This window comes from Methylobacterium sp. J-092, from assembly GCF_022829325.1.
Classification (GTDB): domain Bacteria; phylum Pseudomonadota; class Alphaproteobacteria; order Rhizobiales; family Beijerinckiaceae; genus Methylobacterium.
This window is the reverse complement of the sequence record NZ_JAKSXU010000186.1, coordinates 18,624-37,538: the sequence shown is the minus strand read 5'-3', so window position 1 is coordinate 37,538 and position 18,915 is coordinate 18,624. Positions and strand designations below refer to the sequence as shown.

The 18,915-nt window shown below is 71.7% G+C and carries 16 protein-coding genes and 1 other RNA gene; 3 read left to right on the top strand and 14 right to left on the bottom strand.

Features of this window, described 5'->3' with window-relative positions; genetic code table 11:
- Window positions 1–3 precede the first annotated feature (3 nt).
- Genes murC through MKK60_RS22205 form a run of 3 tightly spaced genes read right to left on the bottom strand, consistent with a single transcriptional unit; the run spans window position 4 to window position 3,735 of the window.
- Window positions 4–1,410 carry a UDP-N-acetylmuramate--L-alanine ligase gene (gene murC, locus MKK60_RS22215; RefSeq protein WP_147727666.1) on the bottom strand — a complete coding sequence of 469 codons (1,407 nt, stop codon included), beginning with the start codon at window positions 1,408–1,410 and terminating at the stop codon, window positions 4–6.
- Between the two features lie 52 nt (window positions 1,411–1,462).
- A complete protein-coding gene (murG, locus tag MKK60_RS22210; protein ID WP_243988602.1) occupies window positions 1,463–2,572 on the bottom strand; it encodes an undecaprenyldiphospho-muramoylpentapeptide beta-N-acetylglucosaminyltransferase in 1,110 nt (369 codons plus the stop codon).
- Complete coding sequence (locus MKK60_RS22205; protein ID WP_147727664.1) at window positions 2,569–3,735, bottom strand: FtsW/RodA/SpoVE family cell cycle protein; 1,167 nt, start codon at window positions 3,733–3,735, stop codon at window positions 2,569–2,571. Before MKK60_RS22205 ends, murG begins: the two co-directional genes overlap by 4 nt.
- A 254-nt stretch (window positions 3,736–3,989) precedes the next feature.
- On the opposite strand from MKK60_RS22205, the gene MKK60_RS22200 reads away from it, so the two are divergent.
- Window positions 3,990–5,465 (top strand): PAS domain S-box protein, encoded by a 1,476-nt coding sequence (locus tag MKK60_RS22200; protein WP_243988601.1) that lies wholly within the window; start codon window positions 3,990–3,992, stop codon window positions 5,463–5,465.
- A gap of 48 nt (window positions 5,466–5,513) precedes the next feature.
- Here MKK60_RS22200 and murD read toward each other — a convergent pair whose 3' ends face one another.
- From murD to MKK60_RS22145, 11 genes are all read right to left on the bottom strand, one after another.
- A complete protein-coding gene (murD, locus tag MKK60_RS22195) occupies window positions 5,514–6,890 on the bottom strand; it encodes a UDP-N-acetylmuramoyl-L-alanine--D-glutamate ligase (protein WP_243988600.1) in 1,377 nt (458 codons plus the stop codon).
- A gap of 204 nt (window positions 6,891–7,094) precedes the next feature.
- Entirely contained in the window at window positions 7,095–8,180 is a 1,086-nt protein-coding gene (mraY, locus tag MKK60_RS22190) for a phospho-N-acetylmuramoyl-pentapeptide-transferase (protein ID WP_147729392.1), read from the bottom strand.
- Window positions 8,181–8,269: 89 nt separating this feature from the next.
- Window positions 8,270–9,736, bottom strand: a complete 1,467-nt coding sequence (locus tag MKK60_RS22185) for a UDP-N-acetylmuramoylalanyl-D-glutamyl-2,6-diaminopimelate--D-alanyl-D-alanine ligase (RefSeq protein ID WP_243988599.1) — start codon at window positions 9,734–9,736, stop codon at window positions 8,270–8,272.
- A gap of 208 nt (window positions 9,737–9,944) precedes the next feature.
- A complete protein-coding gene (locus tag MKK60_RS22180; RefSeq protein WP_243988598.1) occupies window positions 9,945–11,408 on the bottom strand; it encodes a UDP-N-acetylmuramoyl-L-alanyl-D-glutamate--2,6-diaminopimelate ligase in 1,464 nt (487 codons plus the stop codon).
- On the bottom strand, window positions 11,405–13,321 hold the full coding sequence (locus MKK60_RS22175) for a peptidoglycan D,D-transpeptidase FtsI family protein (RefSeq protein WP_409567291.1): 1,917 nt from the start codon (window positions 13,319–13,321) through the stop codon (window positions 11,405–11,407). The genes MKK60_RS22180 and MKK60_RS22175 overlap by 4 nt, the downstream gene beginning before the upstream one ends.
- 5 nt (window positions 13,322–13,326) lie before the next feature.
- Entirely contained in the window at window positions 13,327–13,743 is a 417-nt protein-coding gene (locus MKK60_RS22170; protein WP_147727345.1) for a hypothetical protein, read from the bottom strand.
- Complete coding sequence (rsmH, locus tag MKK60_RS22165; protein ID WP_243988597.1) at window positions 13,740–14,786, bottom strand: 16S rRNA (cytosine(1402)-N(4))-methyltransferase RsmH; 1,047 nt, start codon at window positions 14,784–14,786, stop codon at window positions 13,740–13,742. Before rsmH ends, MKK60_RS22170 begins: the two co-directional genes overlap by 4 nt.
- A gap of 522 nt (window positions 14,787–15,308) precedes the next feature.
- Window positions 15,309–15,717: RNase P RNA component class A (rnpB, locus tag MKK60_RS22160), an RNA gene on the bottom strand.
- A 44-nt stretch (window positions 15,718–15,761) separates the two neighbouring features.
- Window positions 15,762–16,202 (bottom strand): VOC family protein, encoded by a 441-nt coding sequence (locus tag MKK60_RS22155; protein WP_243988596.1) that lies wholly within the window; start codon window positions 16,200–16,202, stop codon window positions 15,762–15,764.
- 362 nt (window positions 16,203–16,564) lie between these two features.
- Window positions 16,565–17,017 carry a DUF6691 family protein gene (locus MKK60_RS22150; protein ID WP_409567441.1) on the bottom strand — a complete coding sequence of 151 codons (453 nt, stop codon included), beginning with the start codon at window positions 17,015–17,017 and terminating at the stop codon, window positions 16,565–16,567.
- On the bottom strand, window positions 17,014–17,439 hold the full coding sequence (locus MKK60_RS22145; protein WP_243988595.1) for a YeeE/YedE family protein: 426 nt from the start codon (window positions 17,437–17,439) through the stop codon (window positions 17,014–17,016). The genes MKK60_RS22150 and MKK60_RS22145 overlap by 4 nt, the downstream gene beginning before the upstream one ends.
- A 257-nt stretch (window positions 17,440–17,696) precedes the next feature.
- Between MKK60_RS22145 and MKK60_RS22140 the strand changes: the two genes are divergently transcribed.
- Window positions 17,697–17,894: a hypothetical protein gene (locus MKK60_RS22140; RefSeq protein WP_147727347.1), complete on the top strand. Its 198-nt coding sequence runs from the start codon at window positions 17,697–17,699 to the stop codon at window positions 17,892–17,894.
- A gap of 28 nt (window positions 17,895–17,922) precedes the next feature.
- Window positions 17,923–18,783 (top strand): serine O-acetyltransferase, encoded by an 861-nt coding sequence (cysE, locus tag MKK60_RS22135; RefSeq protein ID WP_243988594.1) that lies wholly within the window; start codon window positions 17,923–17,925, stop codon window positions 18,781–18,783.
- Window positions 18,784–18,915 lie beyond the last annotated feature (132 nt).

Genomic DNA, 18,915 nt, shown 5'->3' with positions numbered 1-18,915 from the left:
AGCTCACCCCTTGAACGCCGCCAGCTCCGCCGGCAGCGCGTAGGCCCATTGCGTGATGTTGCCGGCGCCGAGGCAGACGACGTAGTCGCCCTCGGTCGCGTGCGCGGCCACGATCCCGGCGAGGTCTTCCGGGCGCTCGAGCGCCTGCGCGTCGCGGTGGCCGCGGGAGCGCAGGCCGGCGACGAGGCCGTCGCGGTCGATGCCCTCGATCGGCGCCTCGCCCGCAGCGTAGACGGGGGCGACGATGACCGTGTCGGCATCGTTGAAGCAGGTGCAGAAATCGTCGAACAGCGAGGCGAGGCGCGAGTAGCGGTGCGGCTGCACGATCGCGATCACCTTCGCGTCGGTGGAGGCGCGGGCGGCCTTGAGCACCGCCTTGATCTCCACCGGATGGTGCCCGTAATCGTCGAAGATCTGGGCGCCGTTCCATTCGCCGGTGCGGGTGAAGCGGCGCTTGACGCCGCCGAACCCGGCCAGCGCCTTGCGGATCGCGTCCGCCGGCACGCCGAGCTCGTGCGCGACGGCCAGCGCCGCGGTGGCATTGAGCGCGTTGTGCTTGCCCGGCATCGGCAGGACGAGGTCCTCCATCTCCATGCGGAAGCCCGGACGCCGGTCGCGGATCATCACGCGGAAGCGGCTCTGACCGCCGCGCAGGTCCACGTCGATGAGGCGCACGTCGGCCTGCGGGTTCTCGCCGTAGGTGATGATGCGGCGGTCCTCGATGTGGCCGACGAGGTCCTGGACGACGGGATGGTCGATGCACATCACCGCGAAGCCGTAGAACGGGATGTTGTCGATGAAGCGCCGGAAGGCGTCCTTGACCGCGTCGAACGAGCCGAAATGGTCGAGATGCTCCGGGTCGATGTTGGTGACGATGGCGACGTCGGCCGGCAGCTTCAGGAAGGTGCCGTCGGATTCGTCGGCCTCCACCACCATCCACTCACCCTCGCCCATGCGGGCGTTGGTGCCGTAGGCGTTGATGATGCCGCCGTTGATCACCGTCGGGTCCATGTTGCCGGCGTCGAGCAGCGTCGCGACGAGGGAGGTCGTCGTGGTCTTGCCGTGGGTGCCGGCGATGGCGACGCAGGACTTGAAGCGCATCAGCTCGGCCAGCATCTCGGCCCGGCGCACCACCGGCAGCCGAGCCTCGCGCGCGGCCATCAACTCGGGGTTGTCGCGCTGGATCGCGGTCGAGACGACCACGAGTCCGGCATTCTCGACGTTGGCGGCGGCATGGCCGACGAAGGTCCTCATGCCCTTGTCGGCCAGCCGCCGCACGTTGGCGTTGTCCGAGGCGTCGGAGCCCTGCACCGTGTAGCCGAGGTTGTGCATCACCTCGGCGATGCCGGACATGCCGATGCCGCCGATGCCGATGAAGTGGATGGGACCGAGCTTGTCGGGCAGCTTCATGGGAGGAACCGTTCGATGACGAGACTGCGCGGAGGCATGCGTCCCGGAAGAATCAGGTGCGGGCGGCCGTGTCGACGACCACCGCGGCGAGCCGCTCGGCGGCGTCGTGGATGCCGGCGCTTTTCGCGGCTTGCGCCGCCGCGGTCAATTTCTCGGGATTCGCGAAGGCGTCGACCAGCTCCGCGGTGAGCCGGTCCGGCGTGAACGCGGTCTGCGCGACGGCCAGGGCCGCGCCGATCTTGGCCAGCGTCGCGGCGTTGGCGGCCTGGTCCTGGTCGAGCGCCCCGGGCAGCGGCACCAGGATCGACGGCCGGCCAATGGCGGCGAGCTCCGAGACCGTCGAGGCGCCCGAGCGGGCGACCACGAGGTGGCTCGCCGCCATCCGCCCCGGCAGGTCCTTGAAGAACGGCGCCGCCTCGATGCCGGCGAGCCCCATGGCGAGGTAGTCGTTCTGCACCGCCGTCAGGTCCTCGGGGCGGACCTGCTGCACGAGGTGGAGGCGGGCCCGCAGGTCGGCCGGAAGCTGCGCCAGGGCTTTCGGCACGACCTCGCCCATCACCCGCGCGCCCTGGCTTCCGCCGAAGACGAGGAGGTGCAGGGCGTCCGCCGGCCCGAGCCGCGGGTAGGCGACCTTCGCGGCCTCGATCACCGCCGGGCGCAACGGGTTGCCGGTGTGGATGCGCGGGGCACGCGCCTTGTCGGGGACGCCGCGGACCTCCTTGAAGCCGGTGGCGATGGTGCGGGCGCCGCGCGCCAGGAAGGCGTTGGCCCGCCCCATCACCGCATTCTGCTCGTGGATGATCGTCGGCACGCGCAGGATCTGGCCGGCGAGCATCGGCGGCACGGTCGGGTAGCCGCCGAAGCCGACGATCGCCGCCGGGTTGATGCGCTTGACCGCCTTGGCCGCCTCCGCGAAGCCGCGGCCCAGCGTCAGCACCGCGCCGGCCCGGCGCAGCATCGAGCGGCCGGACGGGGTCGCCGAGGTGATGGTGACGATCTCGGAGGCCGGGAAGCCGCCGCTGATCGAGTCGACCCGCGCGTCGGTGGCGAGCACCACGCGGATGCCCCGCGCCCGCAGCGCATGGGCGAGGCTCTCGGCCGGGAACAGGTGGCCGCCGGTGCCGCCGGCGCAGAGCAGGATGGTCGGCGTGAACACCGTCACCGCATGACTCCGGCGACGGTGGCCGGCGCGGTGCCGGGCGGCTTCTGGCTCAGCATCGTGGTGCGCGGGCGCTTGCGGGTGAGCGCCACGAGGAAGCCCATGCCGAGCGCGAGCGAGATCAGCGACGAGCCGCCGTAGGAGACGAACGGCAGCGTCATGCCCTTGGCCGGCATGAGCTGGGTGTTCACCGCCATGTTGATGCAGGCCTGGAGGCCGAAGAGCGTGATCAGACCGGTGATGGCGAGCCTCGAGAAGGTGTCGTCGGTGCGGCGCGCGAGCTTGAGCCCGCGCAGCACGATGTAGGCGAACAAAGCGACGAGGCAGAGGCAGACCAGCACGCCGAACTCCTCGCCGGTCACCGAGAAGATGAAGTCGGTATGGGCGTCGGGCAGGTGGCGCTTGGCGATCCCCTCCCCCGGGCCGGTGCCGAACCAGCCGCCGGAGCGGAACGATTCCTGCGACCAGAAGGTCTGGAAGCTGTCGCCCGAATCCTTGTCGAGGAAGCGGTTGAAGCGCTCGCGGACGTGGTGGAAGAAGGTGTAGGCGGCGAACACCCCGGTCAGGCCGAGCACGCCGAGCACCGCCACCCAGATCAGGTGCAGGCCGGCGACGAAGAACAGCGCGCACCACACCAGCGTGATCAGCATCGTCTGCCCGAAATCGGGCTGCAGCAGCAGCGGGACGATGGTGATCGGCAGGAGCAGGATCGCAAGGAAGCCGCCCGGCATGTCGCGGCGCTGCGCGCCCTCCGAGAACGCCCAGGCGGCGACCACGACGAAGGCGGGCTTGACGAACTCCGAGGGCTGCAGGCCGAACGAGCCGAACTGGATCCAGCGGTGGGCGCCCTTGATCTCCGGCCCGAACTTGCCGGCGAGAAGGCACAGCGCGACGCCCGCGAGCCAGGTGCCGAGCGCCAGCCGGCGGATGCCGCGCAAGCTCAGGAACGAGACCGCGCAGATCAGCAGGATCGTCGGCGCGAGGTACATCGCCTGGCGGTTGAGAAAGTAGAAGGTCGGCAGGCCGATGCGCTCGGCCACCGGCGGCCCGCCGCCCATGAGGAAGACGAGGCCGGCGACCATCAGGGCGGCGAGCGCCGCGAGCAGGCCGCGGTCGACCGTCCACCACCAGTCGGTCAGGGGCGTGCGTTCCGCGCGGGAGATCATGGGCGTGCGACGGCCTTGCGAGCGGTCGCGCAGGGGCACGCGACGGTCGAGAGCGATCCTGTCCGCGAATGGTAAACGCATCCTTGCGAAACCGCGCCGGAGCCGCCGCCCGTCCCGTCAACCCCCGGGGCCTCCTCGCCGATCGGTCGCGCCACGGTCGACCGAATACGAAATCTTAACAGCAAAAACGCAATCTTGGATTGTGTTCACTTCGGCATCGCATTGCGAAGATGCCGCGCCGGGACGATCCGCCCATGTTCGCTGCACGCAAGACTGTCGAAGCCGCCGCCAAGCTTGCCGCCCTCGACCGCGTGCAGGGGGTGATCGAGTTCGACCTCTCGGGCCGCATCCTCGACGCCAACGCGAATTTTCTCGCAGCTGTGGGCTACAGCCTGCCCGAGCTGGTAGGGCAGCCGCATGCGATGCTGGTCGATCCGCAGTACCGGGACTCGGCGGAGTACAAGGCGTTCTGGGATCGTCTCCGCAGCGGCGCGTTCAGCGCGGGCCAGTTCCGGCGGATGGCGAAGGGCGGCCGCGACATCTGGATCGAGGCCTCCTACAACCCGATGATCGGGCGTGACGGCAAGCCCTACAAGGTGGTGAAGTTCGCCACCGACATCACGCGGCAGAAGGCCGAGGATGCCGACCGGGCCGGCCAGATCGCGGCGATCGACAAGGCGCAAGGGGTGATCGCCTTCGATCTCGACGGCACCATCCTCGAGGCCAACGCGAACTTCCTCGCCGTGGTGGGCTACGACCTCTCCGAGGTCCGCGGCCGCCCGCACAGCATGTTCGTCGAGCCGGCCTACGGGCAGAGCGCGGACTACGCGGCGTTCTGGGCGGCGCTGAAGCGCGGCGAGTACCAGGCGGCGCAGTACAAGCGCATCGCGAAGGGCGGCCGCGAGGTCTGGATCCAGGCGACCTACAACCCGATCTTCGACGCCTCGAACCGCCCCTACAAGGTCGTGAAGCTCGCGACCGACATCACCGATCAGGTCATGCTGCTGGCCAACCTCCGCAGGCTGATCGAGCGCAACTTCTCCGAGATCGACCAGGCGATCACCCGCTCGGCGGACGGGTCGGGCGCGGCATTCGCGGCCGCGGAGACGACGTCGGGCAACGTGGCGACGATGGCGGCGGCGGCGGAGGAACTGGCCGCCTCCGTCGCCGAGATCTCCCAGAGCATGGGATATTCGCGCGGCGCGACCGACGCCGCCTTCGAGCGGGTCCAGGCCGCCGGCGGGTTCACCCAGCGCCTCTCGGAGGCTGCCGGGTCGATGAGCGGCATCGTCGGGCTGATCCAGTCGATCGCCGCGCAGATCAACCTGCTCGCGCTCAACGCCACCATCGAGGCGGCGCGTGCCGGAGAAGCCGGACGCGGCTTCGCGGTCGTCGCGAGCGAGGTCAAGAACCTCGCCAACCAGGCCGCCCGTGCGACGGAGCAGATCGGCGCCGAGATCAACGGCCTGCAGGGCCTGTCGAGCGAGGTGGTCGGCGCCCTCGATTCGATCAGCGGCTCGGTCGACATCATGCGCGAGAACGTCGTCGCGACGGCGAGCGCGGTCGAGGAGCAGAGCATCGTCACGCGCGACCTGTCGCAGAGCATGCAGGCCGCGGCCCAGGCCGTCGCGGCGATCACGGCCAACATCAGCACGATCTCGGGCTCGGTGACGGAGGTCTCCGTCGCGGTGGCGACGACGCGCGAAGCGGCTCGCGTGCTCGCCCGGTAGGGCGACGTCCGGCGCGGGGCTCGCCCGCCGGCGCCGGCGTCCGGCCGTTCAGGGCAGCGCGCGCACCAGCTCGCGAAACACGTCGCCGCGCTGCTCGAAGCTGCGGAACTGGTCGTAGGAGGCGCAGGCCGGCGAGAGCAGCACCACCGGCTCGGGCGCGCCCGAGGCCGCCGCGCCCTCTGCCGCCGCCCGGACGGCGACGTCCAGGGTCTCGCAGCGGGTGTAGGGCACGGCGCCTTCCAGCGTCGCGGCGAAGGCGTCGGAGGCGGCGCCGATCAGGTAGGCGTGCGCGATGCGCTCGAAATACGGGACCAGCGGGAAGATGCCGCCGTCCTTCGCCTTGCCGCCGAGGATCCAGTGGATGTCGCGGAAGGCGGTGAGCGCCTTCTCGGTGGAATCGGCGTTGGTCGCCTTGGAATCGTTGACGAACAGCACGCCGCCGTGGACCCGGACCTCCTCCATCCGGTGCGGCAGGCCGGGAAAGCTCGCGAGCCCGGCCTGGATGTCGTCGGGCGAGAGCTCGAGCGCGCGGGCGACCGCGACCGCCACGGCCGCGTTCTGCCAGTTGTGCGCGCCGCGCAGAGACCGGATCGCGGACACGTCGGCGATCGGCGCACCATCACGGTCCGCGATCACCCCGTCGCGGACGGTGACGGCGTCGGCGGTGAGCGCCGCGTCGCGGGGCACGTGGATGCGGGTCAGCCGGTCGCCGCCCCGTTCCGCGAACCGGTCCGCGATGGCGCGGCTCGGCCCGTCGTCGACGCCGACGACCGCGCGGTCCGAGCCCTGGATCAGCCGCTCCTTGATCGCGGCGTATTGCGCGAAGGTGCCGTGGCGGTCGAGGTGATCGGGGGTGATGTTGAGGAGCACGCCGACGCTCGGATCGAGCGAGGGCGTCAGGTCGATCTGGAACGAGGACAGCTCGACGACGTGGATGCGATCGGGCGCCGGGGGCGCCAGCGACAGGATCGCGGTGCCGATGTTGCCGCCCATCTGCACGTCGCGCCCGGCCGCGCGCAGGATGTGCGCGATCAGCGCCGTGGTGGTCGACTTGCCGTTGGTGCCGGTGATCGCGACGAACGGCGCGCCCGGCGCGATCGCACGCCGCTCCCGGCAGAACAGCTCGATGTCGCCGACGATCTCGATGCCGGCCGCCTTGGCGAGCGCGACCGTCCAGTGCGGCACCGGATGGGTCAGCGGCACGCCGGGCGAGAGGATCAGCGCCGCGAAGCCCGACCAGTCGGCCGCGCGCAGGTCCGCGGTCTCGATCCCCTGCGCGGCGGCCCTGGCGACGCCCTCGGCGTTGTCGTCCCAGGCGATCACGCGGGCGCCGCCTTCCTTCAGGGCGAGCGCGGTGGCGAGGCCGGAGGCGCCGAGCCCGAACAGGGCGACAGCGCGGCGGGCGTAGGTTGTGGCTGGGGTCATCGGAAACTCGGAACAGGTCGGCAATCGGGGTTGTCCCGCCCCTCCCCCCTCATCCTGGGGTGCCCGCGTCGGCGAGCCTCGAAGGCGACCTCCAGAACACATGGCGGTCGCTGGAGGACTCCTTCGAGGCGCCCGCTTCGCGGGCGCCTCTCAGGATGAGGGCGGGGGTGGGACAAGCGTCGGTTGCGCAAAGTCTACCACAGCTCACCGCAGCTTGAGCGTCGCCAGGCCGGCGAGCGCCAGGATGACGGCGATGATCCAGAACCGGATCACGACCTGCGGCTCCTTCCAGCCCTTCTGCTCGAAGTGGTGATGGATCGGCGCCATGCGGAAGACGCGCTTGCCCGTGAGCTTGAACGACGCGACCTGGATGATCACCGACATGATCTCGAGGACGAACAGGCCGCCGACGATCGCCAGGACGATCTCGTGCTTGGTGGCCACCGCGACGACGCCGAGGAGGCCGCCCAGCGCGAGCGAGCCGGTGTCGCCCATGAAGATCTGCGCCGGCGGCGCGTTGAACCATAGGAAGCCGAGCCCCGCCCCGATCACCGCGCCGGCCACCACCGCGAGCTCGCCGGTGTCGCGGACGTAGTTCACCTGGAGGTAGCTCGCGGTGAAGGAGTTGCCGACGAGGTAGGCGATGACGCCGAAGGTGCCGCAGGCGATCATCACGGGGACGATGGCGAGCCCGTCGAGGCCGTCGGTCATGTTCACCGCGTTGCCCGCGCCGACGATGACGAAGCCGCCGAACAGCACGTAGAACCAGCCGAGATTCAGCAGCGCGTCCTTGAACACCGGGAAGGCGAGCTGGTTCTGCAGCGTGGACGGCGAGAAGTACGAGATCGCGTAGCAGGCCGTGATCGCGATCAGGGCCTCGAGCCCGAGGCGGAGCTTGCCTGAGAAGCCCTTGTGCGACTGCTTCGTCACCTTGAGGTAGTCGTCGTAGAAGCCGATCGCGCCGAAGCCCAGCGTCACCGTGAGGGTGATCCAGACGTAGTGGTTGCGCGGGTTGGCCCAGAGCAGGATCGCGACGATGGCGCCGGCCAGGATCATCAGGCCGCCCATGGTCGGGGTGCCGCGCTTGGTCAGCAGGTGGGTCTGCGGCCCGTCCTCGCGGATCGGCTGGCCCTTGCCCTGGCGCAGGCGCAGTAGCGAGATGATCAGCGGCCCGAACCAGAACACGAACAGGCCCGCCGTGAACAGCGCGCCTCCCGTCCGGAAGGTGATGTAGCGGAAGACGTTGAGGGCCGAGAGCGTGCCGCTCAGGTCCGACAGGAGATACAGCATCCGGGGGCTCGGCGGCTTGGCTCACACGAAGAAAGGGCGCCGGCGGGACGCGAACGGTCCCGGGGCCTCGGCGGACGATCAGGTGCCGGTCACGGCCCGGCGGACAGGGCCGACGCGTCGTGGCGCGCCGGGGGGTTCGCGTAGCGGGCTTTGAGCGCCTCGACAATCCGACCCATGCGAATACTGTTCGAGCCCTTGACCATCACGGCGTCGCCCGGCCGCAGGATCGCGGCCAGCGGCTCGACGAGGTCGGCCGAGGCGGCGGCCGCGATGCCCCGGCGCGCGACCGGCAGCGCCTCGAACAGGTGGCCCATCAGGGCGCCGGCGGTGAAGACGAGGTCGACGCCGTGGTCGGCGACGGCGCCGGCGAGGTCGCGGTGGTGCGCGTCCGCGGCCGCCCCGAGCTCCAGCATGTCGCCGAGCACGGCGATGCGGCGCCCGCGCGGACCGGTCTCGATCGCCGCCAGCGTCGACAGCGCGGCGCGCACGGAGGCCGGGTTGGCGTTGTAGCTTTCGTCGACGAGGAAGGCCTCGCCGTCGCGAAGCTGGAGCGCGGTGCGCTCGCCGCGCCCGCCCGGCGGCCGCAGGGCCGCGAGCGACAGGGCGGCGCGCGCGAGGTCGGCGCCGAGGCTGTGGATCACCGCCATCACGCCGAGCGAGTTCATCGCGGTGTGCCGGCCGGGGGTGCCGAGCTGGTAGGTCACCGGCTGGCCCATCACCACCGCGTCGACCACCGAGAGGTCGGGGCGCAGCACGATCCGGCGCGCCCGCACGTCGGCCTCCTCGTGCTCGCCGAAGGTGACGATGCGCCCGGCCGACGAGGCGAGGGCATGGGCGTGGAGGCGGGCGAAGCTCGGGTTGTCGCGGTTGAGCACCGCGACGCCGCCGGGCGCGAGGCCCGAGAAGATCTCGCCCTTGGCGTCGGCGATCGCCGACAACGAGGCGAAGTGCTCGATGTGGACCGGCTCGACGGTGGTGACGAGGGCCACCTCCGGGCGGACCTGCGCGACGAGCGGCACGATCTCCCGCGGGTGGTTCATGCCGATCTCGAACACGCCGAAGCGGCTCTCGGCCGGCATCCGCGCCAGCGTCAGCGGCACGCCCCAGTGGTTGTTGTAGGAGGCGACGGAGGCGTGGGTCTCCCCTTGCGCCGACAGCACGTGGCGCAGGGCCTCCTTGGTGCCGGTCTTGCCGACCGAGCCGGTCACGGCCACGACCTGGGCCGCGGTGCGGGCGCGGGCCGCGCGGCCGAGGCGCGTCATCGCGTCGAGGACCGGATCGGGGCCCTCCCCCGGCACGGCCAGGACGGGTCCGTCGAACGACGCGGCGCGGTCGGCGGCGACCACCGCCGCGCCCGCGCCCTTGTTGAGCGCCGCGCGGACGAAGTCGTGCCCGTCGCGAGCCTCGCCCCGGATCGCGAAGAACAGGTCGCCCGGCTGCAGCGTGCGGGTGTCGATCGAAGCGCCGGTGACGGCGCCGCGCTCGCCGTGGAGCGTTCCCCCGGTGGCGGCCGCGAGTTCGGCCGCCGTCCAGAGCGGTTTGGCGTTCGGGCTCATGCGGCCTCCGGTCGAGCGCGACGGTGCAACGCATCTTCCCTCCCCCCTTCGCGGGGGAGGGTGGGCCTCGCGTCAGCGAGGGTCGGGAGAGGGAAGCGCGTTGTCCGGAGATGTCGCTCCCCTCTCCCGACCCGCTTCGCGGGCCACCCTCCCCCGCAGAGGGGGGAGGGAGACGTGCGGCAGTCGTCGTGTTTCACGGGAACGGCGCTCATCGCAGATCCCCATCGATCGCCGCCCGCAGCACTGCGTGGTCCGAGAACGGCAGCACCCGGTCGCCCACGATCTGGCCGGTTTCGTGACCCTTGCCGGCCACCACCAGCACGTCGCCGAGCCCGAGCCCGCGCACGGCCGTGCGGATCGCCTCGGCGCGGTCGCCGATCTCGCCGGCGCCCGGCGCCTCGGCGAGGATGGCGGCGCGGATCGCGGCCGGGTCCTCGGAGCGGGGATTGTCGTCGGTGACGATCACCGTATCGGCCAGCCGCGCCGCGATGGCGCCCATGATCGGGCGCTTGCCGCGGTCGCGGTCGCCGCCGCAGCCGAAGACCACGACCAGGCGCCCGGTGGCGAAGGGGCGCAACGCGACGAGGACGCCCTCCAGGGCTTCCGGCTTGTGGGCGTAGTCGACGAGGCAGAGCGCGCCGTTGACCTCGCCGATGCGCTCCATGCGGCCGGGCACGCCGGTGAGGTGCTCCAGGCTCGCGAACACGCCGTCGGGGTCGGCGGCGCCGGCGGGCGTGGCGAGCGCGAGGCCGGCGGCGACGAGCGCGTTCTCGACCTGGAACCCGCCGACCAGCGGCAGCCGGATCCGGCGTCGGCCGTGGCGGCCGTCGAGGTCGAGCACCTGCGCGAAGCCCTCGGTGCGGGCATCAAGGAGGCGGATGTCGGAGCCGGCGCGGCCGGTGGTGCGGATGGCGTGGCCGGCTTCGGTCGCGGCGGCGATCACCCGGTCGGCATAGGCGCCGTCGGCGTTGACGATGGCGGGCGCGCCCGCCGGCAGCAGGGTCGCGAACAGGCGGAGCTTGGCGGCGAGGTAGTCCTCGACCGTCGCATGGTAGTCGAGGTGGTCGCGCCCGAGATTGGTGAAACCGGCGGCGGCCAGCCGCACGCCGTCGAGGCGGCGCTGCTCGATGCCGTGCGAGGAGGCCTCCATCGCGAGGTCGGTGATGCCGTCGTCGGCGAGCAGCGCCAGGGTCTGGTGCAGGGTCACCGGATCGGGCGTGGTCAGCGAGCCGTAGGCGCCGCCGCGGTTGGTGACGATGCCGACGGTGCCGAGGCTCGCCGATTCCCGCCCGATCCGCGACAGGATCTGGCGGACGAAGTCGGCAACCGAGCTCTTGCCGGCGGTGCCGGTCACCGTGACGATGGTCTCGGGCTGGCGGCCCGACAGGCGCGCGGCGGCGAGCGCGAGCGCCCGGCGGGCATCCGCCACGGCGATCCAGGCGCAATCCCGCGGCAGGTCGGCGGGACGGTCGCCCTCCCCGACCACGGCGACGGCGCCGGCCGCCGCGGCCTTGGCCGCGAACAGCCGCCCGTCGGCCCGGGTCCCCGGCACCGCGACGAAGACGCCGCCCGGCACCACGTTGCGGCTGTCGGCGGTCAGCCCGGCCACCGGGCGGCCGGCTTCGCCCGTTCCCGCATCCGGGAACAGGGTGCCCAGGGTCGGCGCGCTCACGGGCCGCCGACCATGCTGGCGTGGTAGGCGTTGAGCTTGACCATCAGCGGGAAGGGCTTGGCCGGCGGCTCGAATTGCGGCGGCAGGCCGAGGATCGGCGCGACGCGCTCGATCACCTTGCCGGTGACGACGCCGGAGTTCCAGGCGGCGGTGGCGTAGCCGCCGCTCTCCGGCAGGCCCTGCGGCTCGTCCATGATGGTCACGAACAGGTATTTCGGCTTGTCCATCGGGGCGGCCGCCATGAAGGTCGTGAACAGGCGGTTCTTGTTGTAGCGCCCGCCGATCACCTTCTCGGCGGTGCCGGTCTTGCCGCCGACGAAGTAGTACGGGATCGCCGCCTTCTTGGCCGAGCCTTCGGTCGCGTTGAGCCGCATGATGAAGCGCATCGCCTCGCTGGTCTGCGGGCTCAGCACCTGCGTCGCCTTCGCCATCGCCTCCTTGACGTCGGTCTTGAGGAAGGTCGGCGTCATCAGGAAGCCGCCGTTGGCGATCGCGGCCACCGCCGCCGTCGCCTGGATCGGCGCCACCGCGAGGCCGTGGCCGAAGGCGATGGTGATGGTGTTGATCTCGGTCCAGCGCGGCGGGATGATCGGCATGGCCGACTCGGGCAGCTCGGTCCGCATCCGGTCGAGCAGGCCCATCTTCTTGAGGAACGCCTTGTGGCCGGGCACGCCGACGCCGAGCGCCATCTTGGCCGAGCCGATGTTGGACGAGTGGGTGAACACCTCGGGCATGGTGATGACGCGGTTGGTGCCGTGATACTCGTGGATCTTCTGGCGGCCCCAGCTCAGCACGCCGCCGCGGGTGTCGAAGGTCGAGTTGACGTTGTACTTGCCCGATTCGAGCGCCATCGCGAGGGTCATCGCCTTGAAGGTCGAGCCCATTTCGTAGACGCCGACGTTCATGCGGTTGATCTTGTCGTCGGACAGGGCGTCGACCGGGTTGTTCGGGTCGAAGTCCGGCATCGAGACCAGCGCGATCACCTCGCCGGTCTGGACGTCGAGGATCATCGAGGCGCCGGCCTTGGCCTTGAAGTGCTCGATGCCCTTGGCCAGCTCGTCGCGCACCGCGAACTGCGCGCGCAGGTCGACCGAGAGCTGGATCGGCTTGAGGTCGGTCTGCTTGGCGACGAAGCCGAACTCGTTCAGGGCCTTGTTGCCCTGGTTGTCGATGTACTTCTCCATCCCGGCGATGCCGATGTTGTCGAGGTTCGTCGCGCCGATGATGTGGGCGGCGGCGACCCCGTTCGGGTAGACGCGCTTGTGGTCGGGCAGGAAGCCGATGCCGGGGATGCCGAGCCGGTGGACCTCGGCCTGCTGCTTCGGCGTCAGCTCGCGCTTCACCCAGACGAAGCCGACGCCCTTCTTGCCCGGCTTCTGGGTAAGCTTGGCGCGCAGCTCCGTGGCGTTCAGCTCGGGCAGGACGGCGGTGAGCAGCTCGACCGCCTCGTCCTTGTCGTAGATGTTGCCGGGCTCGGCGAAGACCGAGACGGTGCGGATGTCGGTGGCGAGGATCTCGCCGTTGCGGTCGATGATGTCGGGCCGGATCGCGGTGGTGGCGGCGGCCGCCACCCGGTGCTCCTGGCTCGGCGGCGCGCCGAAGATCGCGATCGACAGGAGCCGCACGCTGATCGCGCCGAACACCGCCAGGAACGCGAGGCCGACCAGCGCGACGCGGGTGTAGGAGCGCTCGATCGCGAGGCGGAACATCGCCCGGAACAGGCGCATCCCGGGATGGACCCGCGGCTCGGTCTCGAGCACCGGCTCCTCGACGGCGTGGGAACGCGGCGCGGATTCAAGCTCGGGCTCGGCGTGATCGTGCCCGGCCGCGTCGTCGGGCAGCGCGTGCGGGTCGGCGGCCTGCGGATCGCGGGCGTCGTCTTCGGGTGCGGCGTCGTGAGCGTCTTGGGACACGGGGACTACCTCGAGGCCGCGTTCGGCGTGCGGGTCGTGACGACGGTGCGGGTGATCGATCCGGTGGTGCGGGGCTCGGAGGCCGGCCCCTTCTCCTTCGGCGTCGCGGTGGCCGCGAGCAGGCGGCCGATCTCGTCGCCGCGCTCGGGCCGGGCCGGCAGGTCGGCGAGGCGCCCGAGATGGCTGGTGCCGATCGGCTCCAGGGCGAGGTGCTTCTCCACCGCCGCCTGCAGCCGGTCCGGCCGGGTCAGGAGCTGCCACTCGGCGCGCAGCACGGCGATGGCCTGCCGCTCGGCATGCAGGCCGCTCTTCAGCTTCGAGACCTGACCGCCCTGGTAGAGCGTGTCGTACTTGATCGAGTAGGCGTAGATCGCCGAGGCGACGAGGCCGGCGACGGCGAGCAGGTTGAGCAGGCGGATCACCGGCGTGCGCCTCCGCGCGGGGCTTCGGGAAGCGCGGCGAGCGCCTGGATCGCGGCGAGCGGCGCCGGCACGGGTGCATCCGTGCGCTCGGCGGCCCGCAGCTTGGCCGAGCGCGCGCGCGGGTTGCGCGCGGTCTCGGAATCGGAGGGCAGCACCGGTCCCTTGGTCACCGGCTTGAAGCTCTTGGCGGCGGCGGGCTCGCCGCCGGGCAGCGCGCTCGGCATGTGGCGCGAGGCCTGGACCGCGCGGCCGCTGCGGGCGGAGAAGAACTGCTTGACGATGCGGTCCTCGAGCGAGTGGAAGGTCACCACCGCGAGCCGCCCGCCCGGCCCGAGCATCCGCTCGGCCGCGTGCAGCGCCTGGACCAGCTCGCCGAGCTCGTCGTTGACCGCGATGCGCAGGCCCTGGAACGTGCGCGTCGCCGGATGGATGCCGCTGCCGGGCTCGGTGCGGACGACGCCGGCGACGAGGTCGGCGAGCTGCGCCGTGGTCTCGATCCGGCCGCGCCGGCGCGCCTCAATGATGGTGCGGGCCACCGCGCGCGAGCGCCGCTCCTCGCCGTAATGGTAGATGATGTCGGCGAGCTCCGCCTCCTCGGCCTCGTTGACGAGGTCGGCGGCGCTGAGGCCGGTGGCGGCCATCCGCATGTCGAGCGGGCCGTCGTTGCGGAACGAGAAGCCGCGCTCGGGCTGGTCGATCTGCATCGACGACACGCCGATATCGAGCACGATCCGATCGGCCTGCGCCTCGCCGAGCTCAGCGAGGTGGGCGTCGAGGGCGCCGAACCGTCCGGGAACCAGGGTGAGCCGCCCGTTCGCGGCGGCGACGAGGCCGGCGCCGCCGGCGATCGCCGACGGGTCTCGGTCGATGCCGATCACGCGCAGGTCGGGATCGGCCGCAAGCATCGCGCGGGTGTAGCCGCCGGCGCCGAAGGTGCCGTCGACCGCAAGCCCGGCCCCGCACAGGTCGAGGGCGGCCAGCACCTCGTCGAGCAGCACCGAAACGTGCGGTCCGCCGGCCGGCTCCAGGGGCTTGCGCGTCATCGGGGCACCCCGCCTGCGGAGGTTCGCCGGGCCGCGCGCGGCCGAGGCAGCCCGCCGTGGACGGGGGGAACGGTTCGGCTCATGGCTGCCTGCACCCGGCCGCTGCGTCGCGGCGCGGTCGGTTTGGGCGGTCCCGGTGATGCGGCGGCCAAAGGCCCGCACACGGGCGGTCCCCGCTTGGGCGCGGGGCGCGTCCGTCGATCCGGAAGTCACCGTTGACGAGATGTTGGCGGGTACCATGGGCCTCTGACGATCGTCAACGCAAGCGAAGACCCGCATCGCGGACGTCCGATCTGACCTCGACAAGGTTAACCGACGGTCAATTTTTCGTCGCGTCGGCCGAGGTTCGAGCTGCGATCGACGACTGTAGTGACGACGTGAAAGCGTCAGCCGGCGAAAGCTTCGCACAGCTTCGCCCAGCGCGGGCATATATTCCCCATGATCCCGCAGCCGCCCGAGGATCGGCACGATCCGTCAACGGCTTAGCCGGGGTTCCCAACGACGCGCCGGGCCGGGAACGAGCGGATCAGCCGGCCTGTAAGCCGGGTTCTGTAGGGCCCGGATGCCGCGAGGCACCCGGACGTGGCGGCCATTCCTCTGGGACGATCGTTGCCGACCGCCTCGAGCAACCAACCCGGGCGACTGGCCTGGAGAGCGGGCCTGCCTCTGCCTCTCGCGAGGCGAGGCGCGCCGCCCCTATTCGGTCTTGCTCCCGGTGGGGTTTGCCGTGCCGTCCGCGTTGCCGCGTCCGCGGTGCGCTCTTACCGCACCCTTTCACCCTGACCCCGCGACCTCGCGGCCCGGGGCGGTCTGCTCTCTGTGGCACTGTCCCTGGGGTCGCCCCCGCCGGACGTTATCCGGCACCGTCTCTCCATGGAGCCCGGACTTTCCTCCCCGGGCTGACGCCCGGAGCGGCCGCCCGGCCGACTGATCCGGCGCGGATGTGGGCCGGATCGGCCGCCCGGGTCAAGCGGGCTACCAGCTGCCGGTGTTCTCCATCGAGGCCCACGGCTCCTGCGGCTCCTTCGCGCCGCCCTTCTGCAGGATCTCGATCGAAATGCCGTCCGGCGACTTCACGAAGGCCATGTGGCCGTCGCGCGGCGGCCGGTTGATGGTGACGCCCTTGTCCTTCAGCCGGGCGCAGAAGGCGTAGATGTCGTCGACCTGATAGGCCAGGTGCCCGAAGTTGCGCCCGCTGGAATAGGTCTCCGGGTCCCAGTTGTAGGTCAGCTCCACCAGGGGCGACTTGGTGCTCTCGGCGCGGGCCGCGTCGCCGGGGGCGGCGAGGAAGACCAGCGTGAAGCGGCCCTTCTCGTTGTCGATGCGGCGCACCTCCTGCAATCCGAAGGTGTCGACGTAGAACGCGAGCGCCGTGTCGAGGTCGGCGACGCGCACCATCGTGTGCAAATATTCCATAGGCGGCATCCTGTTGGGCCGGAGCGGCGTCCCGCCTCGCCGGCCGGATCTGCGGGACGCCCGGCGCAGCCGACGAAGGTCGCGGCGCCGGGCGGGTCGCCGCAGTAGCTAGCGCCCGATCGGGCGGCCGGTAGGCCGTACCCGTCGGCGCGGTCGCGAATCGCGGCCTGTGCCTGGATCGCGTCGGCCGACGCGGCGGCGGCATCCCCGTCGGGCCGCAGGGCTTCGAAGGAAGAGCCCCGACGATCTCCGCCCCGTCGGCGACGTTCTTCGTCCTCGGGGCGGCTTCGCACAGGATCCCGTCCGGGCGGCGTCCGGGCTTGGCGGCGCGATCGTCCGGCGGGCGTGCGGGCGCCGGAATCTTATCGCGTCGGACCCGCGGCGGCTCTCGATCCCGGCGCCGTCGCGAAGCGGTGGGCGGCCATTCCGACCAGCATCGCCGCGACGAAGACGGCGACGGGCAGCCTCCCGGTCGAGAGGGCCGCGACCGCCGGCCCGGGGCAGAAGCCGGAGAGCCCCCAGCCGATCCCGAACACGGCCGACCCGCCGACGAGGGCCGCGTCGATCCGGCGGTTCGTCGGGATCTGGAAGGCGTCGGCGAGGACCGGCCGCGGCAGCCGGCGGGACAGGCGATAGCCGAGCGCCGAGACGGCGACCGCGCCGGCGAGCACGAACATCAGGCTCGGGTCCCAGGCTCCCGTGACATCGAGGAAGCCGCGGACCCGCACCGGGTCGAGCATGCCGGACACGGACAGGCCGACCCCGAAGATCACGCCCGCCGCGAGCCCCGCCAGCAGGCGCCGGAGGCCGATCACCACGCCCCCCCGAAGGCGCGCGCCGCCGCCACCGTCGCCATCCCGGCCGACAGGAAGGTGAGCACCGCCACGAGCGAGCGCGGCGACAGACGGGCGAGGCCGGCGACGCCGTGGCCGCTGGTGCAGCCCGAGCCGAGCCGCGTGCCGAACCCGACGAGCAGGCCCGCGACGACGAGCACCGGCAGCGAGGCGACGATCCGCGTCTCCGGCCACGCGCCGGAGAGCCAGGCGAAGGCCGGCGGCCCGATCAGCAAACCGGCGACGAAGGCGGCATCCACCCGCCGGCGCTCGCCCCTGTCGGTGCCGAGGCCGGCGACGAGGCCGCTGATGCCGGCGATGCGGCCGTTCAGCAGCAGCAGCAGCGCCACCGAGAGGCCGATCAGCGCTCCGCCGGCGAGCGCGGACAGATCGATGCTGGTCATGCGGGCGGTCCTCCTTCGCGTGCGGCGGCCGGCGTATCGCGCGGAGTCGTCGGAAACAAGGCTTGCAATCCCCCGCAGGATCACCAATTATTCAATCACGTCAACAACTTAACGGAAGAATCATGCTGCTGGACAGAGCTTCCGCGACGCAAAGCATCTCCGAATTCGACGCCTGGGAGGACAACGACGTCCTCGCGCCGCCGACCCCGGTTCGTTCGCCGCGGGCGGGGGCGCATCGCACCGGCGCGGCCGCCGCGATCGCCGAGGGCGATCAGGTCGTGTTCGCCCGGCTCGACGTCGCCGAAGCGCTCGGCATCTGGCGCCACGCCCTCGGCCGCGTGGTCGAGACGCACGACGAGGCGCAGGCGGCCCGGGTCACCCTCGACGTCAAGTTCGACGGCCACGAGACCCTGCATCGCTACCTGCCGGATCTCTTCGAGAAGCGGACGGCGTGAGGATGCCGATCCGCTCGCGGGTCGCCGCATGAGCCTCGGAGCCATCCTCGAGGCGCGCTCCTCCCTGCCGCAGGCGCCGCTGCGGACGACGAGCCGCAGCACGAGCGTCGACGCGGTCTGGGCGGAGGTCCGCGCCGAGGCCGAGGCGGCGCTGGTGGAGGAGCCGCTCTATGCCGGCATCATCCAGGCGACCGTCCTCGACCAGCGCAGCATCGCGCAGGCCTTCGCCTACCGGCTCGCGCACCGTCTCGGCGACGGCGACCTGTCGCGGCTGGCGATGCGCGACCTCTGCCTCGCCGCCTTCGAGGCCGACCCGCATGCCGGCGCCCACGCGGTGCGCGACCTCGTCGCCATCCGCGAGCGCGACCCGACCTGCCGGCGCTATCTCGACCCGTTCCTGTTCTACAAGGGCCTGGCGGCGCTGGAGGGCTACCGGGTGGCGCACTGGCTCTGGCACCAGGGCCGGGCGACGCTGGCGCTGCACGTGCAGAGCCGGATCTCGGAAGTGTTCGGCGCCGACATCCACCCGGCGGCGCGCATCGGCTCCGGCGTGTTCATCGATCACGCCACCGGGGTGGTGATCGGCGAGACCACGGTGATCGCCGACGACGTCTCGATCCTGCAATCCGTGACGCTCGGCGGCAACGGCAAGGAGAGCGGCGACCGCCACCCCAAGATCGAGCGCGGGGTGCTGCTCAGCGTCGGCGCCAAGGTGCTCGGCAACATCCGCGTCGGCGAAGGCGCCCGCGTCGCGGCGGCCGCGGTCGTGCTGCACGACGTGCCGGCCCACACCACGGTCGCCGGGGTGCCGGCGCGCGTGGTGTCGAAGCTGCCGCGCACCGAGGAGCCGGCCCAGAGCATGGACCAGTTCTTCGGGGACGGGATCTGACACGGGCCGATGCGAAGGCGGCCACGATCGGAGGCGCCGGCGGCTGCGCCGTCTCGCTCGTCTCGGCGACGGGAACGGTCGCTCGTCCCGCGCGGGCGTCGGAACGGTCGAGCAGACGGTGGGACGAGCTTG